A 19,066-nucleotide genomic window follows, 5' to 3' on the forward strand; every position below is an offset into this window, starting at 1 on the left:
CTGTTCCTGTTATAACCCATATTTATCTACCAGGTAGATCAAGGCGGCCATATTTACGGCGCCCAGGTCCAGTTCCCGTTTATTAACAGCTTCAAACACATCATTGCGGGCATGATGGTAATCAAAATAACGTTGTGAGTCGGGCATTAAACCGGCAATAGTGGTGCCCAGGGTACGGTTAAGCGGTGCAATATCCACGCCACTGCCTTCCGGCGCAAAATAGCCGCCGCCATAGGGCCTTAATAAGTGTTCCCATGATTTTATTTTGGCAAATACTTCAGGCTTTGCCGTAAAGCCGAATCCTCTTGGCGTAAAGCCGCCGGCATCGCTTTCCAGTGCAAAAACATGTTGTTCATTTTTTTCTTTGGCTACAGCCGCATATTTATTGCCACCTCTTACTCCGTTTTCTTCATTGGCAAATAAAACAAAACGGATGGTTCTTTTAGGCTGGTAACCGATCGCTTTAAAAGCTCTTACAATTTCAATGGTCTGTATACAACCTGCCCCGTCATCATGAGCACCTTCGCAATTATCCCAGCTGTCTAAATGGGCGCCTACAGTAATGATCTCATCAGGAAAAGCCGATCCTTTCCATTCGGCAATTACATTATGCCCGATGGTATCGGGTTTAAAATAACCGTAGGTTTTGATGGTCATGTTTAATTTTTTGCTTTCTAATTCCTTACTTAACCAGTCAGCATCCTGTAAGCCTACAGCTACTGCCGGTATTTTGGGATAAGCCGAATCATAACGGGTGCCGCCGGTATGCGGGTGATTATTCTCACCATGACTGATGCTCCGGATGATAACGCCCGCCGCGCCATATTTTGCCGCATTGCCGGGCCCGCCGCCGCGGTATTTCACGGCGTCGCTGTAACCATCAAATGTTTCTACAAAATCCTTTTTAAAGTGATAATTATAAAATACTATTTTGCCTTTTACCTGGTCTTTTTTTTGTTCAAGGTCTTCAAACGAACTTACTTCCACTACTTCTCCGGCAATGCCTTTAGGTCCTGATCCTATACTGTTACCTAATGCAATTACATCCAGCGATTTTTTTGTGATACGGGCATCGGCCAGTCCTTTTACTTTAGCCGATTGAATACCTGTTACAAACGCTTCATCTTTACCGCCTCTTACCCAGTATGGGACCATACATTCCTGCATGAAAACCTTATCGGCTCCGGCTTTTTGAAAAGCCTGGTAGCCCCATTTTTCAGACTTTACCATACCGCCTGAGCCTGCCAAGCGCGGACCGATTTGTTTGGTGAGGTAACGCAGGTTTTCGTATGCCTGTGAATTGACCAGTATCTCGCTTGCAATTTTACGGATCATTAAAGAATCATCTGTTTGCGCTGTACAATAAACAATAGATACTGAAGCAAAGGCGGATAAAATAAATCTTCTCATAAGTGAATACTATTCTGCATTAAATGTAGGCAAAAGATAGCAGGAACAGAAACACCCGGCGGCTAATTTAATGGCAGCATGTAAGGAAAGCGAATGGCGTGTGTGTATTATGAACGATGATCACCGGATCCCGGCTTTCCGCTGTTGTACATAATCATCAAACTGCTGCAATGAAAAACTGCTCAGGTTGTTTTCTTTTGTCAAACCTCCCTTCTGCGCTGCCAGTACACCATAGGTTACATCATTAAACCCTTCAATAAAGTGTGCGTCGGGATTAATAGAGATCAGCACATTTTTTTCCAGTGCATAAGGTATCCATTGCCAGTCAATATCCAAACGGCGGGGGTGGGCATTTAATTCAATGGCTACGTTATGCGCAGCGCAGGCGTCAATAATGGTTTTATGATCAACCGGGTAACCATTGCGGCTTAATAATAAGCGGCCTGTCATATGGCCTAAAATAGTTGTATAGGGGTTTTGTATAGCGGTCAGTAAACGCTGCATGGCTTTCTCTTCATTCATTTGCAGGTTACTGTGTACTGAAGCGATCACCAGGTCGAACGTGGATAATACATCATTACTGTAATCCAACTGCCCGGTACCTAATATATCGCACTCAATACTCTTATATATTTTAAAAGGCGCCAGTTTTTTGTTCAGCTCATCAATATAACGATGTTGCTCGGCTATACGCTGCTCAGTTAAGCCATTGGCATAGGTAGCCGATTTGGAGTGGTCGGATAACACCAGGTATTCTTTTCCCTGCGCAATTAAAGCCTGTGCCATCTCTTCAATGGTATTGGTGCCATCGCTCCAGTTACTATGGTTATGTATGATGCCTTTGATATCGCCCGGCTGGATCAGTACCGGCAGTTGCTTTTGTGCTGCGGTTTTGATAATAGTCGTTGTTTCACGCAGGCAGGGTGGTATATAGGCAATGCCTGCAGCAGTAAAATACTGTGTATCGTCAGGACTCGCAGTATCAATTGCCAGGTTAGGAAACTCCTGGTAAAAGCTGGTAACAAATTCCGGTGATCCGCTATGGTCAAACACACGTTGGGCAAAATGGGTGGTGCCCGTATACAGCCTTAACCGTAGGCCATTTTTTAGCTGGTATAATAAACTGTTATCAGTCTCTTCCAGTAAATCCGGGGGAAAGGCCGATATGAATTTAGGTTTAATGGTATCGTTCGTTTCATTCACCACAAAAGCCATCTCTTCAATAGTGGGCATCTGCCGTTTAAAAGCACCTGTAAGCGCTACTTTACCGGCCCCGAATAATTGTTGTAAATATTGCTGTACCTGCGGAAAAACAGGATGCAGTTGGGCATATAAAAAATGTCCCTGGTTGGCCAGGTAAAAATTAATGGCTTCTAAAACCTTTTGCTGGGTAGTAGCACCAAAACCTTTATACAGGGTCAGGCGGTTTTCATTACAGGCATACTGCAGTTCACCAATACTTTCAATACCCATTTCCTTCCAGATGGTATGGATCTTTTTAGGGCCGATGCCTTTTATATTCAGCAGTTCAATCACGCCCGGGGGAGTGTCGGCTATTATTTCGTTCAGCACGGTTAAAGCACCGGTATCCAGCATTTCAATGATCTTTTTTGCTACGCTGTCGCCAATGCCTTTGATACGGGCGAAGGCACTGCGATCGGTATTGCCCAGTTGTTCCGGTAGTTTTTCAATATAAAAAGCGGCGATGGAATAAGTCTTGGATTTAAAACTATTCTCACCATGTATATCCATCAGTTTTGATAACAGCGAAAAATTATCGGCAATAGCGGCATTATCCATCATTGTTTACTGAAATATTAGGTGACGAAGTTATTGCAATATTATTATACCATAATAAGCAGGGGAGTGTTGTACCTCTTTGGCGGTATTTCAAAATTTATGGTCCGGTATTATTTTTCGGTATCAAAATACCTGTTTAACCATCAATTTTATGAAAGCATTTAAATTAAGTATTGTATTTTTCTGTGTGTCCCTGTTGTTGTCGTCCTGCATCAAAAAAAAGATCGACGACCTACTGGATCCTGATATAGAAGATCCCGTAGCCGAATATGAGATCTATTACCGGTGGACAGAAAACCTGAGTTTCCCGTCCGGCTCCAATGCTTCGGGGTGTACCACTATCGGGTCTAATTACAACAACTCTCATCCGGGTTTGTCATCCGGCATCAGTAAGAACCAGTTTTACGGACCTTTAACGCCCGGGAGTTTTGTGATTGATCTGCGATCAACCGGGGGAGGTACTTATAACGGAACGCTGGAGGCTCCGGCCAAAGGGTACAGGCGTTATTATACCCACCTGATCAAAGAGTACACAACAAATGTTAACCGTTGCCTGGTGGTGTATAAAATTTCTTATGTAGATGAGAAGATGTAGTGGGAGTAAACCAGGATAGATCACTGAATGAAAAAGCCTCCAATTACTTGGAGGCTTCTTATTTTTTCTAAAAGAAATCTTTTATTATTTCTTTGCTTTTTTAGGAGCTGCTTTTTTCGCTGCTTTTTTAGGAGCTGCTTTTTTTGCTGCTTTCTTTGGAGCTGCTTTTTTAGGAGCCGCTTTTTTTGCTGCTTTTTTAGGAGCTGCTTTTTTTACTGCTTTCTTAGGGGCTGCTGCTTTTTTAGGAGCCGCTTTTTTTGCTGCTTTCTTAGGAGCTGCTTTTTTAGTTGCCATTTTTTGTGAATTTAATGTTTAGTAAATGGGTTATCAATAGTAAAAATAATAATTATTTTATACTACCCAAATTTTTTTCACAAAAAATAGTTAACCTGCAAGTATTAAGCAGTTGCCTCTACGTTAAGAACAGAAACAAAAGTTCTGTCTTTAGCGCCTTTTCTAAACTCTACAACACCATCGTTTAACGCAAAAAGCGTAAAGTCTTTACCTACACCAACGTTCTTACCAGGATGGTAAACAGTACCACGTTGACGAACGATGATATTACCGGTAACAGCAGGCTGACCACCAAAGATTTTTACACCAAGACGTTTACTTCTTGAGTCGCGGCCATTCTTTACACTACCTTCACCTTTCTTATGTGCCATGATAGATTAATTTTATTTTTCTGACTTAAATTTTCTTTATCTAATAACAGACCAGTATTACTTAACGTAATTAAGCAATGTTGGTAACTTTAATTTTAGTATAAGCGGTACGGTGGCCTTTCTTTTTGTGAAAGCCTTTTCTTCTTTTTTGTTTGTACGCTATTACTGTATCACCTTTCACCTGGTCTAAGATCTCGGCAGTTACTTTTGCACTTACTGCAGAACCAACTGATACGCTACCACCGGCATCCGCCAGTAATACCTCCAGGTTTAATGTATCACCTGCTTTACCTTCCACACGTGGTACATATAATGTTTGGTCTTTTTCTACTTTATATTGCTGACCCGCAACTTTAATTACTGCTAACATAGTCTGAAAATTAGGACGGCAAAGGTAAGGGGAAAATTTCAACTAACCAATAATCGTTTAAACTTTTGAATAGTTAAATTAGGTATTTTATGTAAACGCTTCCTGTATCTTTGCTTATGCCTGTACAGGAATGGCTGGCTTGATTGTTGTAACTCGCAGCAAATCAAACAGTTTAAACGTTAATACAAAATTAAGGAAAGCCGGTGAGCTTTCACTGAAAAGTAGTTAAGTATATGAAAATCAAATCGTTCCTGGCTAAACCACTTGCCGCCATCATACATAAATCCATTAAAAAGGGTATGTTGTCCGCCGTGGATGATCAGGAAGCAATCCTGAAAACTTTATTAAAAGTTGGCCGCAATACGCAGTTCGGAAAAGATGTTAATTTAGCTCAAGTACATAATTACCAGGAATTTAAGCAAGCCGTTGCCGTTAAAGATTACGAGCAGATCAAACCTTATATAGAATTAATAAAGGAAGGCAAGCATAATATATTATGGAAAGGGGTACCCGCTTATTTTGCCAAAACCTCGGGCACTACCAGCGGCACCAAATATATTCCCATTACCAAAGATTCTATTCCCAATCATATCAATTCGGCCCGCAACGCCTTATTATCTTATATGGCCGAAACCGGTAATACCCGTTTTGCGGATGGAAATATGATCTTTTTGTCCGGCTCGCCGGTACTGGAACGTATTGCCGATATTCCTACCGGGCGCCTAAGCGGTATTGTAAACCACCATGTGCCCCGTTACCTGCGCAAAAACCAGTTGCCCAGTTACGAAACCAATTGTATCGAGGATTGGGAAACCAAGCTGAATAAAATAGTAGATGAGACCATCAATAAAAACATGACCCTCATCAGCGGTATACCACCATGGATGCAGATGTACTTTGATGAGATCATGCGCCGTACCGGTAAAAACATCAGTGAGGTGTTCCCTAACTTCTCCGTACTGGTACATGGGGGCGTGAACTTTGAACCTTATAAAGCCAAATTGTTTCAGAGCATTGGCAAAAAACTGGACAGTATTGAAACCTACCCGGCTTCGGAAGGGTTCTTTGCCTTCCAGGATTCACAGGAAGCAGAGGGCTTATTATTAAATACCAACAGCGGCATCTTCTTTGAATTTGTTCCCGTTAGCGAGATACATAATGATAACCCCACCAGGTTATCACTGGCCGATGTGAAAGTGGGTGAGAACTATGCTATCATTATCAGCAGCAATGCCGGGTTATGGGGGTATAATATCGGCGATACCGTTAAGTTTGTATCCACTAACCCATACCGTATTGTCGTAACAGGACGTATAAAGCATTATATATCGGCATTTGGTGAACACGTTATCGGCGAAGAAGTGGAGCACAGCTTATTAAAAGCTGCCGATGAAGAAAATGTGCGGATCACCGAATTTACGGTAGCACCTTTTGTGAGCGAAGGCGAGGGCCGCTCTTATCATGAGTGGTTCATTGAGTTTGAGAACAAACCCGGCGATATGCAGGCCTTTGCGCAAAAGGTAGACCAGAACCTTCGTAAAAAGAATGTATATTACGATGATTTAATCAGCGGTAATATACTGCAGCCTTTAAAGCTGACGGCGGTTAAAAAGAATGCCTTTATCGACTATATGAAATCGATCGGTAAACTGGGCGGACAGAATAAAGTACCCCGTTTAAGCAATGACAGGAAAATTGCCAATGAACTGGAAAAGTGGGCGGAGTAGAAAAATTGACAATGGAAAATTGACAGTGGACAATGAGCGCTGCGTTTTTTATGCTCCGGGCTTTTGTACAAATGGCATCGTCCCTTGCGTCGCACACTTGTACTACAGCTCGTTATTCAGCAAGATAAAACGTCTGGAAGTCGGAAAGACCGAAAGCAAGGAATTGTCCATTGAACCTTTTGAAGCCTGGCTATGAGCCATGAACTATTAACTATGAACTATTGACCCTTTGGAACTATTGAACCTCTGGAATTTTTAACAATGACTGAACAACAACTCATAAAACGGATAGCCATATTCGGATCAACAGGGTCCATAGGTACCCAGTGTTTAGATGTTATTGCGGCTAATCCTGATAAATTTTCGGCTGAAATATTAACGGCCCATAAAAATGAAGACCTGCTGATACAACAGGCCCTGCGTTTTAATCCCAATATTATTGTTATTGGCGATGAATCAAAATACCAGAAAGTAAAACAGGCCCTGGCCAATACTGATGTAAAAGTATTTGCCGGCGAAGCAGCTTTGGATGAAGTAGCTGCTATGGATAATTATGATATGATGATCGCGGCCATTGTAGGTTATGCCGGTTTAAAGCCTACTTTAAAAGCCATTGAAAATGGCAAGCCCATTGGCCTGGCCAATAAGGAAACATTAGTAGTGGCGGGTGATATTGTGATGCAAAAAGCCATTGAACACCGTGTGCCGGTAATACCGGTGGACAGTGAGCACTCTGCCATTTTCCAATGCCTGGTAGGGGAGGGAAGAAATAAAATTGAAAAAATAATTTTAACCGCATCCGGCGGTCCGTTCTTAGGACGTAAACCCAATTACCTGGTAAATGTAAAACGTGAACATGCTTTACAACATCCAAACTGGGCAATGGGCGCCAAGATCACCATTGATTCGGCAACCCTGATGAACAAGGGCCTGGAAATGATAGAGGCGAAATGGCTGTTTAACCTAACCCCCGACCAGATACAGGTAGTGGTGCATCCGCAAAGTATTATTCACAGTATGGTGCAGTTTGAGGATGGCAGTATCAAAGCCCAGATGGGCCTGCCCGATATGAAGCTGCCTATTCAATATGCCATGGCTTTTCCGCAAAGGATAGCCAATAACTTTCCGCGTTTTGACTTTAAAAAAATAAACACCCTGAATTTCGAGGAGCCGGATATTAAAACTTTCCGTAACCTGGCCCTGGCCATTGAGGCTTTGGAAAAAGGGGGCAACCTGCCCTGTGTGTTAAATGCCGCCAATGAAATAGTGGTATATGCTTTTTTAAAAAACCGGATCGGCTTCCTGGAAATGACCGACGTAATTGAAAAAGTGATGCACAAAATACCTTTTGTTCAGCAACCTACTTTAGATCAATACTTTATGAGCGATGGCGAAGCCCGGGCCATGACTGCTGATATTATAGGCCTTTAACCATGCTTCAAAATCTTAACAAAATCAAATAATTCATGGGCGGTAAGCATATATCTGGCAATTAGCGGATATTTGCGTTCAAAATTTATAATACCTTATAATAATACATGACACTTTTAGCTATTGACTGGTCAGCATTTGCGGCCAACCTGGGACAGTTTATACTGGCATTTTCCATCTTAATTGTGTTACACGAACTGGGGCACTTTTTAACGGCCAAATGGTTTGGCTGCCGTGTAGAAAAATTTTACTTATTCTTTAACCCCTGGTTCTCACTTTGGAAAAAGAAGATCGGTGAAACGGAATATGGTATTGGCTGGATACCGTTGGGTGGTTATGTGAAGATATCGGGCATGATTGATGAGAGCATGGATAAAGAAGCCATGAAATTACCACCTCAGCCTTATGAGTTCAGGGCCAAGCCGGCCTGGCAGCGTTTAATTATTATGCTGGCAGGTGTTATCATCAACTTTGTACTGGCACTCGTGATTTTTGCCATGATACTGTTTGTATGGGGCGAAGAAAAAATACCGGTGGCTAATTTAAAATATGGTATTTATGCTGACTCGCTGGCTACCTCCGCGGGTTTAAGAAGCGGTGACCTGGTTACAGCTATTAACGGTAAAACACTGGTGTACCAGGATGATTTACCAAAAGGCATTTTCATGAGTGAGAATGCTAAACTTACAGTTAAACGTGATGGCAAAGATACCACGGTTATTATACCCGACGGCTTTGTAAGCAAATTGACCAAAAGCAAACAAAAACGTTTTGTATACCCTGCCTTATTACCGATAGTAGATACGGTTACCGATGCAAAATTTGTAGAGGGTGATTTTAAAAAGGGCGATAAATTCCTGGCTTTAAACGGCACGCCTTATACCTATGCCCAGGATTACCAGATTGCCATACCACGCTTCAGTGGAAAAGATGTAACGCTGACATTATTACGTAATAATACAGATACATTAAATACAATAGTAAAAGTAAAAGACGACGGTGCCATAGGCTTTGGCTTTAATACCGTTTTTGATGTGATTGAAACCGAGAAAAAAGAATACTCTTTCTTTCAATCCATACCTGCAGGTGCAAGATTCGGAATGGAAAAACTGGGTGAGTATATTGAAGGTATCCGTTTATTATTTGTATCCAAAGAGCATAAGGTGAACGAAAACCTGGGTAGTGTGATCAGTATTGGTAAAACATTTGGTGGTGAATGGGACTGGCACCGTTTCTGGACCATGACCGCTTTATTCTCCATTATCCTTGCCTTTATGAATATACTGCCGATACCGGCTTTGGATGGCGGACATGCCCTGTTCACTTTAATAGAAATGATCACCGGCCGCAAACCCAGCGATAAGTTTATGGAATATGCACAGCTGGTAGGCATGGTATTATTATTAGGCCTAATGGCGTATGCGATCGGGTTGGATATATTCAGGTTGTTCAGATAGGGGTAGTTCATAGTTAATAGTTCATAGTAGAAGAAGTTCCGGGAGTTCAAAGGTTCAAAAGTTTAAGGGACAATTCCGCTTTCGGTCTTTCTGACTTCCTGACTTTTTTGTCTTGTTGAGTAAAGAGCTGCAGTACAAGTGTGCGACGCAAGGAACGATGCCATTGGCACTAAAGCCGGGTTAATAAAAAACAATTGTCAATTGTTCTTTGTCAATTTTCAATTGTCAACTGGCTAATCTGTCGTATATTTGCAGACTGATCTGTCGGGGGTGTTTGGTTTTGACAGCGTAGATCTTTGAAGGTGTAAGCATGTGGTGCGTTGGATAATTAGCACCTTAATCTGAATATTCAAACTATAAATGGCAATACTCAGTATGCCATGGCTGCCTAATCAGTGATTAGTTAGTCATTAGGGCCGCCGGGCCGGTTGGTCTGTTACCACGCCCCGCCGCCGACTTAAAAAACAAAACAGGCTGCTGCAACAGAAGGCTGTGCCTGTTGCCTAAGACCATCCAGCTAAGTGATCAATTGGTTTGTTCTTTTCCGGTTGGTTGCCGACAAACAATAAAGAAATAAACATGTAGAAAGCTTTTGAGGAATATGTTTGGACACCGGTTCGAATCCGGTCACCTCCACCAATTATAATACTAAAAACGGTCTGGTTTTCCCGGCCGTTTTTTTTATACCCGTTATTAAAAAGATTGCAAGTTGTTGTTTTTCAGGCAATCGTTTGTGTTGCGGAGCTTAATTTCTTCCTATTTTCAGGCAATCGTTTGTGCGATTTTTGCGTATGTATTTGTATTATTTTGTCCCTCATTAGGACCGTTTTGCATAATAACAACTCTATTACGAACCTGCATGATTGAAGTTATACCTAATACTATTGAGAAAACTAAGCTTGCCCATGTGGTGCAACAATATGGATGTACAAACGACAACTTTACCATTGAACGTTTAGGCGGTGGTTTAATTAATAGTACCTGGAAAGTGGCTTTTGACGATACGGAATTAGTATTGCAAAAAGTGAACACAAATGTATTTGCTTCCCCTGCGCATATTGCAGATAATATTGAGGCGGTAAACAGCTACCTCAAAAAACATGCTCCTGAGTATTATTTCCCGGCTCCTTTATTAACCACAGGTGGCGCCTCTTTTTATAAGGATGCGCATAACAACTGGTTCAGGGCTTTTAAGTTCTTAAAAGGTTCACAAACCATTTCAATAGTAGAGAACGCCGAACAGGCCTATGAAGCCGCCCGCCAGTTTGGCCGTTTCACCGCCCTGTTAACCGATTTCCCTGCTGAAACACTGCATGAAAATATTGTCGGTTTCCACGATCTTACAAAACGGTACAATGATTTTTTAACTGTATTGAAAACCGGTGACCCGGCCCGCCTGAAAGAAGCCCGCCAATGGATTGAACTGGTGCTGGAACAGGCGGACATTGTAAAGCAGTTTAATGAGCTCTCGGCCAATTCCCTTATTAAAAAAAGGGTAGCCCATCACGATACCAAGATCAGTAATGTATTGTTTAACCCTTCAGGCAAAGCCTTTGCCGTTATTGACCTGGATACCATAATGGCCGGGTACTATATCAGTGATGTGGGGGATATGATGCGTACCTATTTATCGCTGACGGGGGAGGAAGAGCAGGACTTTGATGAAGTGGACATCCGCCCGGATGTATATAAAGCCATTAAAGAGGGCTATATGTCAGAAATGTCCTTACAGTTATCTTCCACCGAACAATCCTACTTTTACTATTCCGGTGAATTTATCATTTTCATGCAGGCTATCCGTTTTTTAAGCGATTACCTGTCCGGCGACCACTATTATACACCGGCCTATCCCGGACATAATTTCAAACGGGCCCAGCACCAGTTACAGTTATTACGGTCTTACAAAAACATTCCCACCGCTCAACGGTAAAGAACTTACGCGGGCCAGTTATTGTTTTTTTGTTACCTTCCTTAGACTTATTAAACTTACATAGGTGTATTGACGTTCCTGTAATTATATACCCCATATAAACCCATTATTACACAAGCGGTAATGTAAACTTTTGTTTATAACGTACCTGTGTTTACTTTTGGTATAACATAAAAATGTATTTTACAATGTTTTATGTGTAATATGTACACTTTTTTAGCAGTGGTGCGGCTATGGTGAATGAACATCCAATAGCACAGGACAGATTTACTTTTTTTTTTGGTTTATTTTATATCCCACTTTTTTATTATAAATTTAGGTAGCAATAATCAAACCTATAAACCTTAAGCTCTTTTGTTATGGAACAAATTAAAATTTTGTTAGTTGACGACCATAAACTTATCCGCGATTCATGGGCATTTATTTTAAACAGTGATCCCAGGTTTAATGTGATAGAGGCCACCGGTGATGGGGACGAAGCCATAGAAATTGCAAAGGAAAAAGATCCGGATGTGATATTAATGGATGTGCATATGACACCCGTGAACGGGTTTGATGCTACCAAGGCCATCCGCGCTGAGGTGCCCAGAGCTAAAATTATAGGAGTTTCCATGCATAGCATGCCTGCATATGCTAAACGGCTGATACAGCTGGGCGCTATGGGGTATGTTACCAAAAATTCTTCTAAGGAGGAAATGATACATGCCATACTGGAAGTACATGCAGGCAAAAAATACGTGTGTGAGGAAGTGAAAAGTATCCTGGCCGAGCATGAGATCCAGGAGCAGGAGGCCAATACCAATATCAATCTTTTATCACGCAGGGAAATTGATGTGGCCAAACTGATAAAAGAAGGCCTGCCTTCCAAAGAAATTGCTCAAAAGCTTGATATAACATTGAAAACCGTTGAAGTACACCGCTATAATATCCTTAAAAAATTAAATTTGCGTAACACGGCATCACTTGTGAATTTTATTAATGCACAGGGGTTATAATTGACCGGAGCTACCAGATTGTAAAACCAATTATCCTTAATGTCAAAGCAAAATGGTGTAGCTGCAACTTGTTTTAATTATTTAAATGAGGCATTTGATAATGCCCCCCAACCTGTTATACTTGTTACCCATAACCTGGGTATCATTTACCTGAATAAAGCTGCCCGCAGGGCTTTCCATATTGACCAGGCCGATCTGCAAAACCTGGACCTGCCCGCTATTTTCTCGCTCAAATATGAAGAGGTTCATTATTTTTTAAGCACTTATACAATTACAGAACCCTATCTGCCGGACGAACAGTTGAAACTGATAGGCCAAGTGGTTTTCAATATTCATATTATTCCCCTGGTAGGCAGTTTGTTACTGAATATGACACCGGCACCCGTGGAGGAGCCTCCCGTTGCCATGCCTAAAAACAAGTGGATTTTAACATCCAGTAAAAGGCATACGAATACTGAAAAGGAAATGAGCGCCTATGATGATTATGTATTGCGTAACCTGATAAAGGAAAAAGAGTTCCACCATATGGTATTAAAAGCTACCAATGATATTATCTGGGACCTTGATATTGCAACGGGTCATGTATTGTGGAATAATAATTTTTATACACACCTGGGATATGTGCAGAGTGAAAGTTTGTATGACATGGACTTCTGGCTGAATGCTTTGCATCCCGATGATCATGCAGCAGTAGAGGCCAGTCTGAGAGATGCGCTGGAGCAAGGTGTTGACCAATGGGCTTATGAATACCGGTTCAGAAAACAAAACGGCAGCTACGTTTCTATATACGACAGGGGCTATGTAGTAAAGAACAAACAGGGAAAACCCCAGCGTATGATAGGCTCCATGATGGATATTACCCGGTTAAAAATAGTGGAGGAAGAGCTGGCCTTATCTTACAAAGAGATCAGGGAGCTGAGTGAACATGTACTGTACGTACGGGAAGAGAATAAAAAGAAAATTGCCCGGGAAATGCACGACGAGCTGGGGCAGCAGATAACTGTAATGAAAATACAGGTAGCCTGGCTGGCGAGTAAACTGCAGCCGGTGGATGATGATATTAAACAGCGCCTGAACAACCTGGATGAGATGCTGAATGATTCTATTAAATCCATCAGGAGAATTTCGGCAGAACTAAGACCCAGTTTACTGGACGACCTGGGGCTGATAGCCGCACTGGAGTGGCATATAAAAGAAGTGGGTTTAAAGTTGGGTATACAGGTAAAGTTTTCTGCCAATATGCACGAACCCGACCTGTCCGAGAATACCAAAACTTCTTTATTCAGGATCGTGCAGGAATCACTCACTAATATAGCCCGGCATGCCAATGCCGGCAGTGTTGCCGTATCCCTTCATGAAAAGGACAACGCACTAATACTTACGATTGTTGATGACGGTATTGGTATGGACCTGCAGGAACTAAAAAATACCAAAACAATGGGGATAGTAGGTATGCGGGAAAGGGCCTTAACGATGGGTGGTATCTTTACTGTAGAAAGCAGCCCGGGTAAAGGGACCATGATCACCGTTACCGTACCCCTGGCAAGTGCTAATTAGTTTTGCCAGGCTGCCCGGCCGGTTTTGGCTCCGGCTCCTTTTTTTTCTTTTTACTGTTGCGTCTTAAAAACTCGCCCAGGTTATCAAACTCTTTACGGTAGGAGATGCTGGCGCCGGACCGTTTATTACGGTTATTATTGGTCAGGTAATCGAGGTTTTCGCGGTAGAAGAAACTTACCCGGATAGTACCGCTCTGGTTGATGAGCCACTCCGCCGTTACATCGGGCAGATATTGTATGGTTTGTTGCAAGCTGGCCTGTAAGGGTACGTCCAGGGTATTGCCTAAGGTAACCACTAACCTGTCTTTAAATAAGGAGATAGGTATATTCAGGTTAAAATTACTCTGGTTAATATTAAAACCTCCGCCCTGTTGTCCGCCCAATAGATCACGATTATAGTTGTATACCGAACCGCTGAAATTAAGACTTACCTTATCCGTTTTCAGGATCTTTGATAACTCACTGTTCAGCTTTTTATTGATCTCGTTAAAAATAATACCCGATATACTGGTGATGGTGCTATAGGTAAATTCGTTAATAGCACTGCCTAAACCGGCGCTTCCGGCCTGACCGGTTTCGGGTGGGGCAAAGCTGTTAAATACAATAAGGTAGGTAACCTGTTTATTGATCTGGTTGGGATCGTTCTCCATTTGCTGGATGGCTGATACCACGGAAAAATCATTCTTAAAGCTACTGTTTGGTTCAAAGCCCAGGCTGAATTTAAATTGCGGATCAAACAGCTGCCCGGTAAGGTCGGCATATACATATACGTTCTCACGCCTGTCGGAGTAGGTTTGGTTAAGATTTAAACCTGTTACCAGGGGCGCAAAACTTACCCGTTCCGCTTTATACTGGGCCTCAAATTTTATCTGTGCATTCATGGGGTCGCCGCTCCAGGTAATATAACTATCGCCTCCTTTTCTTAACTCAAATGGTTTTTTAAAGAAGGACTGGAAGGTGAACAGGTAATCACCCTCTTCAATATTGAATTTACCACGAATAGCCAAAGGCTCGGCCGAGCCGCTGCGGATATTTAATGTTCCCGAGCCTCTTCCCTTGATCTCATCACCGGTAAAATCGTCCAGTACCACCCGCACGCTCACCATGTTGTTGGCCGTGATATCTACATCGTACACAATATTACCATTGCCTTTGGCAAAATTGGAGTCTACCATTTCTCTACCAAACTTTCTTTCTACTAAAAAGTCAGCCATGCCGGAGGCCTTGCTGTTGGAGGATGGTATGGTAACAGAACTGCTATCCGTGGTAGAAGCAATGGCATCTATTTTCATATACATATCCGACTCCTGGCCGGATAAGGTAAATGATCCCGTACCTCTTACTTTGCCGTAAAACTGTTTATTATCGTTATAGGTAGTATTTAATAATAAAATAGGCCGGTTATTGTCGGCAGATTGAGTGCCGGGCTTACGGGTAGACACGGAAAGGTCAAAGAACATATTCTTAAAGCCGCTGTGCATAATACTACCGTTTAAATACACCGGGTTATTGCTTACGGGATCTTTTAAGGTAATGCCGTCTAAGTTGATCTCACCTGATTTCAGTTCTATATCCCGGTCATCGATCTGGTAATAACATTGGGTGAACTTTACCTTCAGGCCAGCTTCAGATAAACGTCCTTTACCCGTTACATCTAAATTATCAAACGGTCCTTTGATGCTGAACTTACCGGTAATATAACCGTTCATATCGCTGAACAATGTACCCAGGAAGCGTTCCAGGTATTTCAGGTGGAAGGTTTTTGCCGTCAGGTCAATCACGTTTTTTTGCTGGCTGGCTTTATCCTGCAAAAACAAATGCATGTCAAAAGCAATACCGTGATCGGGGTTGGCATTTTGCCCATTCACAAAAAGCTCGCCCGTTTTATTTTCGTAAATAACAGAAGCGTTCACTTCACCAATGGAATCATTATCCAGCCGAACATACTCGCCTTTAAAATTATTGCTGATGATGCGCAGGTCGTTAAAAGGGTTTTCTATTAATACATCACCCGATGCCAGGCCTTCGAGCCGGTTGTGCGGCATAATAAAAGGACCTAAGTCGCCCAGGTTTACTTTGCTGAGTTTTACACTTACATCATTCCATTCCCCAATTTCGGAGGGCAGGGTTTTGATCACGATCTCCTGGTTGTTCTCTCTTAAACGCAGTTCACCAATGGCGGGTGCATTTTTCCGGAACTCCAGTTCACCGTTCTCATCAATGGTCCAGGTTTTACCATTTACCACCAGGTTGGACGGGTTCATTTCAATACGTACCCCGTTATAATAGGTTAATACCGCGGCACTGATCTTTGCCTGGTCGATACCCTGGTTGGCCCCCGTAAGAATATTTACATAGGAGGTATCGTGAAAGGCGGTGATATCAAAAGTAGCTAAGGGGACATTCAGGCTATCGCCGATCATGATATTGGAAGCACTGCCGTTTACTTTCAGGGTATCTAAGCCACCCGCACCTTCCAGGTTTACATTATCAAAATTATAAGTAAGGTATTTAAACTGCGGTACATTGGCTTTAAGCGTTAAACTATTGTCGATGGTGTTTAAGGAACCATTGATGGTGCTGTGGTTAAAGCCGCTGATCTTTTTGGTGAACAGGCGCAGGTAATCATCAATATAACCTGTTTCAATGGTAAAATGCAGTTGTTCGTTAATACCGCTTAGTCTGGGTGCGGCTATATAGGCCGGGTAATAATTATTTAAAAAGGTTTTAAAGGCATCGGGTAGTTCGCGGATGGTATAATTACCGGTAACACTGGCTTTAAGTTCGTTGGTATGTACACTTAATATTTTTTTCCCGTCCACAAAGGCGGAGGAGAGGGTCAGCGAATCGAAAGGTAATTGCAGTTCATCATGTGTTAAACTTGCATCGGTAATATTGGCAACGCCTAAAAAGTCGTCGATGGTTTTGCCGGAGAAATTGGCATTTACCTTACCGGTAAAAGCAATTTGTTCGTCGGCCAGTTTCAGGTTCTTTATATTGGCTTCCTGTACGTCGGCAATAAAATTAAATACCGGCAGGGTATCATTAATATTGATAAGCCCGTTAAGGGTAAGTTTCACATTTTCATCGTTAACCGATGCAATACCATCAAACTCGTTTTTATTCAGGTGACCGTTTAAATGAATGTTCTGGTAACGGTAGCCGTTAAAATCTATGAACTTTACATCGCCTTTAAACTCGGCAATACGTCTTTTCTCCTGGGTACCGCTGCCTTTTAAGGAGCTGTTAAGGGCAATAGCGCCCAATAAAGGTTCGTGTAAAAACTTACCCAGCATAAAATTATCTGTTACCAGGGTGCCCGAATAAACAGGGTCGCGGCCTTTGGCCAGTTTCATGTTGATATCTGTTTTAACCGTACCAAGGGCGGTTTTAATGGTACCAAAGGTTACAAAGTCGCGGATAAAGCCGGTAAAGTTGCCGGTGAAATGTACATACTGCAGCTCTGACAGATCAGGCTTTTTTAGTTTTTTGATCTGCGGCACAAAAGTGGCTGCTTCCGTATAAGTGGTCTTAAAATCCTCGGCGCTGAAATCGATAAAGGTTTGTTCAATATCAGGTAGACCTACCAGGCTTATATGACCTTTAAGACGTGTATTATTGCCGGCTTCTATTAAAAAGTCACGACCACTTAAATTAGATACAGGTCCGCTGAACCTGCCCGATAAATTAATACGCCTGTTCCAGTCGGCCAGGGACGGGGCAAAATAAGCAATATCATCACTGTCCACCACCGTATTTTCAAAATCGCCTACAAGGGTTATCTTGTTAATAAAATCGCTCATGTCGTTGAACTGGTCGTAACGCATGCTGTAATAATTGCCGATGGTGCTGTTATTGGTTTTAATGAGCAGGTTGGCAAAGCTCATTTCACGTGGCGTTACCTTGGCCGATGCGGTAAGCTGTTTTACTTCAAAGCCGCTTTTCTCCCTGGTGCTTAGGGTAAGCTGTGTACTAATGGTATCTTTCTGCCACCGTACATTCTTCATCGTAAGATCAATATCGTTAAAAGCAATATGCTGCCCGTCAAACACACCGGCAGGGCCTTCGGGTATGCTGAGGTTATCGTTTTTAAAAGTACCGTTGGTGAGGTTTACCTGTCCAATTTCAATGGACCAGTCGCCTTTATTCCATTCCAGTTGTTGCGGTGTTGCGGGGGTGTTGCTAACTACACGGGGACTTACCGGTTTATTGCCTTTATAAACGGAAAGGCTTACTACCGGCTTATCGGTATTGATACTTTCGACCACCACCCGTTTTTTATCAAAATCGGTTACCCGGGCATCTGCGTTAAGCAGGACAAAATGAATTTTCATATCCTGGCCAACCCAGGCATCATGCTGCCAGAACAATACATTCTGACAATCCAGCTGTTTGATGGCCAGGGACAGGCTGCTTTTTTTCCTGGGTTTGGTACTGGGCGGGGAGGAGAAATAATCAATTAAAAACTGGTGCCGCCATACGGAGTCGGTATCACGCTGCAGTTTAACCACGGCGTTTTTAAGGCCGATATATTTAAGCTCGATATTCTTTTTCAGGAAAAACCAATCGGTAATGCGTACGGTTACTTCGCCGGCAGAGAGGATCGTATCTTTTTGCCGGTCCAGTACCAGTGTATTCAATAAATGCATTTTATTGAAAAGGGAAAAATCAACCCGTTTAATAGAGACCTCGGTATTAAGATCTTTTGACAGGCGGGCGGTAACTTGCTGCACCAGCCAGTTTTGTACAAACGGCGTTTGTATTAATAACCATACAGCTACTATTAATAGTATAATTGATAGGAGCGTCCATTTTGCTATTTTCTTTAGCCGTTTCAGATAGGTTTTTGCCCGTAAAATTAGTCGAATACGGGGCTAATTACAAATTTAACGATAAAGGAATACAGGCGTTTAACTAAGTTTTAATATTGGGTGGGTTAAGTGGTGTGTACAGTCCATGAATGGTGATAGCAGGGGTTGGGTAAACAGGCGGCAACTGGTGTTTATTGTTAAAAAGAAGTCCTGGTTGTATAGCGGTGAATAAAAGTCCGGTTCTTTAAGATTTTTTTTGCTAAAAACGGCCGTTTAGCCAATATACTTTAACAACTGTTAGCGTAACTTTTGCAACCTG

Annotated in this window: 13 protein-coding genes and 1 other RNA gene; 8 read left to right on the forward strand and 6 right to left on the reverse strand. The window is 42.3% G+C overall.

Annotation, left to right across the window (positions count from 1 at the left end):
- Positions 1-9 precede the first annotated feature (9 nt).
- Both ACFS6H_RS08200 and ACFS6H_RS08205 read right to left on the reverse strand, forming a co-directional pair.
- A complete protein-coding gene (locus tag ACFS6H_RS08200) occupies positions 10-1,410 on the reverse strand; it encodes a M20/M25/M40 family metallo-hydrolase (protein ID WP_386097112.1) in 1,401 nt (466 codons plus the stop codon).
- A gap of 120 nt (positions 1,411-1,530) precedes the next feature.
- Positions 1,531-3,213, reverse strand: a complete 1,683-nt coding sequence (locus ACFS6H_RS08205) for a helix-hairpin-helix domain-containing protein (protein ID WP_386097114.1) — start codon at positions 3,211-3,213, stop codon at positions 1,531-1,533.
- Positions 3,214-3,361: 148 nt separating this feature from the next.
- Between ACFS6H_RS08205 and ACFS6H_RS08210 the strand changes: the two genes are divergently transcribed.
- The gene (locus ACFS6H_RS08210; protein WP_386097116.1) at positions 3,362-3,805 is read left to right on the forward strand and encodes a hypothetical protein; all 444 of its coding nucleotides are present in this window, start codon (positions 3,362-3,364) and stop codon (positions 3,803-3,805) included.
- A gap of 84 nt (positions 3,806-3,889) precedes the next feature.
- Here the strand turns inward: ACFS6H_RS08210 and ACFS6H_RS08215 are convergent, their stop codons facing one another.
- From ACFS6H_RS08215 to rplU, 3 genes are all read right to left on the reverse strand, one after another.
- A complete protein-coding gene (locus tag ACFS6H_RS08215) occupies positions 3,890-4,099 on the reverse strand; it encodes a hypothetical protein (protein ID WP_386097118.1) in 210 nt (69 codons plus the stop codon).
- Between the two features lie 104 nt (positions 4,100-4,203).
- Positions 4,204-4,470 carry a 50S ribosomal protein L27 gene (gene rpmA / locus ACFS6H_RS08220; protein ID WP_386097120.1) on the reverse strand — a complete coding sequence of 89 codons (267 nt, stop codon included), beginning with the start codon at positions 4,468-4,470 and terminating at the stop codon, positions 4,204-4,206.
- Between the two features lie 70 nt (positions 4,471-4,540).
- Complete coding sequence (rplU, locus tag ACFS6H_RS08225; protein WP_386097122.1) at positions 4,541-4,840, reverse strand: 50S ribosomal protein L21; 300 nt, start codon at positions 4,838-4,840, stop codon at positions 4,541-4,543.
- A gap of 233 nt (positions 4,841-5,073) precedes the next feature.
- Here rplU and ACFS6H_RS08230 point away from each other — a divergent pair, with 233 nt between their 5' ends.
- The 7 genes from ACFS6H_RS08230 to ACFS6H_RS08260 all read left to right on the forward strand — a co-directional run bounded on the left by ACFS6H_RS08230 (position 5,074) and on the right by ACFS6H_RS08260 (position 13,937).
- Entirely contained in the window at positions 5,074-6,567 is a 1,494-nt protein-coding gene (locus ACFS6H_RS08230; protein ID WP_386097124.1) for a GH3 auxin-responsive promoter family protein, read from the forward strand.
- Positions 6,568-6,828: 261 nt separating this feature from the next.
- On the forward strand, positions 6,829-7,998 hold the full coding sequence (locus tag ACFS6H_RS08235; RefSeq protein WP_386097126.1) for a 1-deoxy-D-xylulose-5-phosphate reductoisomerase: 1,170 nt from the start codon (positions 6,829-6,831) through the stop codon (positions 7,996-7,998).
- 107 nt (positions 7,999-8,105) lie between these two features.
- On the forward strand, positions 8,106-9,455 hold the full coding sequence (gene rseP / locus ACFS6H_RS08240) for an RIP metalloprotease RseP (RefSeq protein WP_386097128.1): 1,350 nt from the start codon (positions 8,106-8,108) through the stop codon (positions 9,453-9,455).
- A gap of 266 nt (positions 9,456-9,721) precedes the next feature.
- Positions 9,722-10,094: a transfer-messenger RNA gene (gene ssrA, locus ACFS6H_RS08245) on the forward strand.
- 220 nt (positions 10,095-10,314) lie between these two features.
- Positions 10,315-11,385 (forward strand): phosphotransferase enzyme family protein, encoded by a 1,071-nt coding sequence (locus ACFS6H_RS08250; RefSeq protein ID WP_386097130.1) that lies wholly within the window; start codon positions 10,315-10,317, stop codon positions 11,383-11,385.
- A 359-nt stretch (positions 11,386-11,744) separates the two neighbouring features.
- Positions 11,745-12,380: a response regulator gene (locus tag ACFS6H_RS08255; RefSeq protein WP_386097132.1), complete on the forward strand. Its 636-nt coding sequence runs from the start codon at positions 11,745-11,747 to the stop codon at positions 12,378-12,380.
- Positions 12,381-12,419: 39 nt separating this feature from the next.
- Positions 12,420-13,937: a PAS domain-containing protein gene (locus tag ACFS6H_RS08260; protein WP_386097134.1), complete on the forward strand. Its 1,518-nt coding sequence runs from the start codon at positions 12,420-12,422 to the stop codon at positions 13,935-13,937.
- Here ACFS6H_RS08260 and ACFS6H_RS08265 read toward each other — a convergent pair.
- On the reverse strand, positions 13,930-18,669 hold the full coding sequence (locus tag ACFS6H_RS08265) for a translocation/assembly module TamB domain-containing protein (protein ID WP_386097135.1): 4,740 nt from the start codon (positions 18,667-18,669) through the stop codon (positions 13,930-13,932). The two genes, ACFS6H_RS08260 and ACFS6H_RS08265, sit on opposite strands and share 8 nt — an antisense overlap.
- Positions 18,670-19,066: the final 397 nt, after the last annotated feature.

Origin of the sequence: Terrimonas rubra (assembly GCF_042686025.1) — a bacterium.
GTDB classification, from domain to species: domain Bacteria; phylum Bacteroidota; class Bacteroidia; order Chitinophagales; family Chitinophagaceae; genus Terrimonas; species Terrimonas rubra.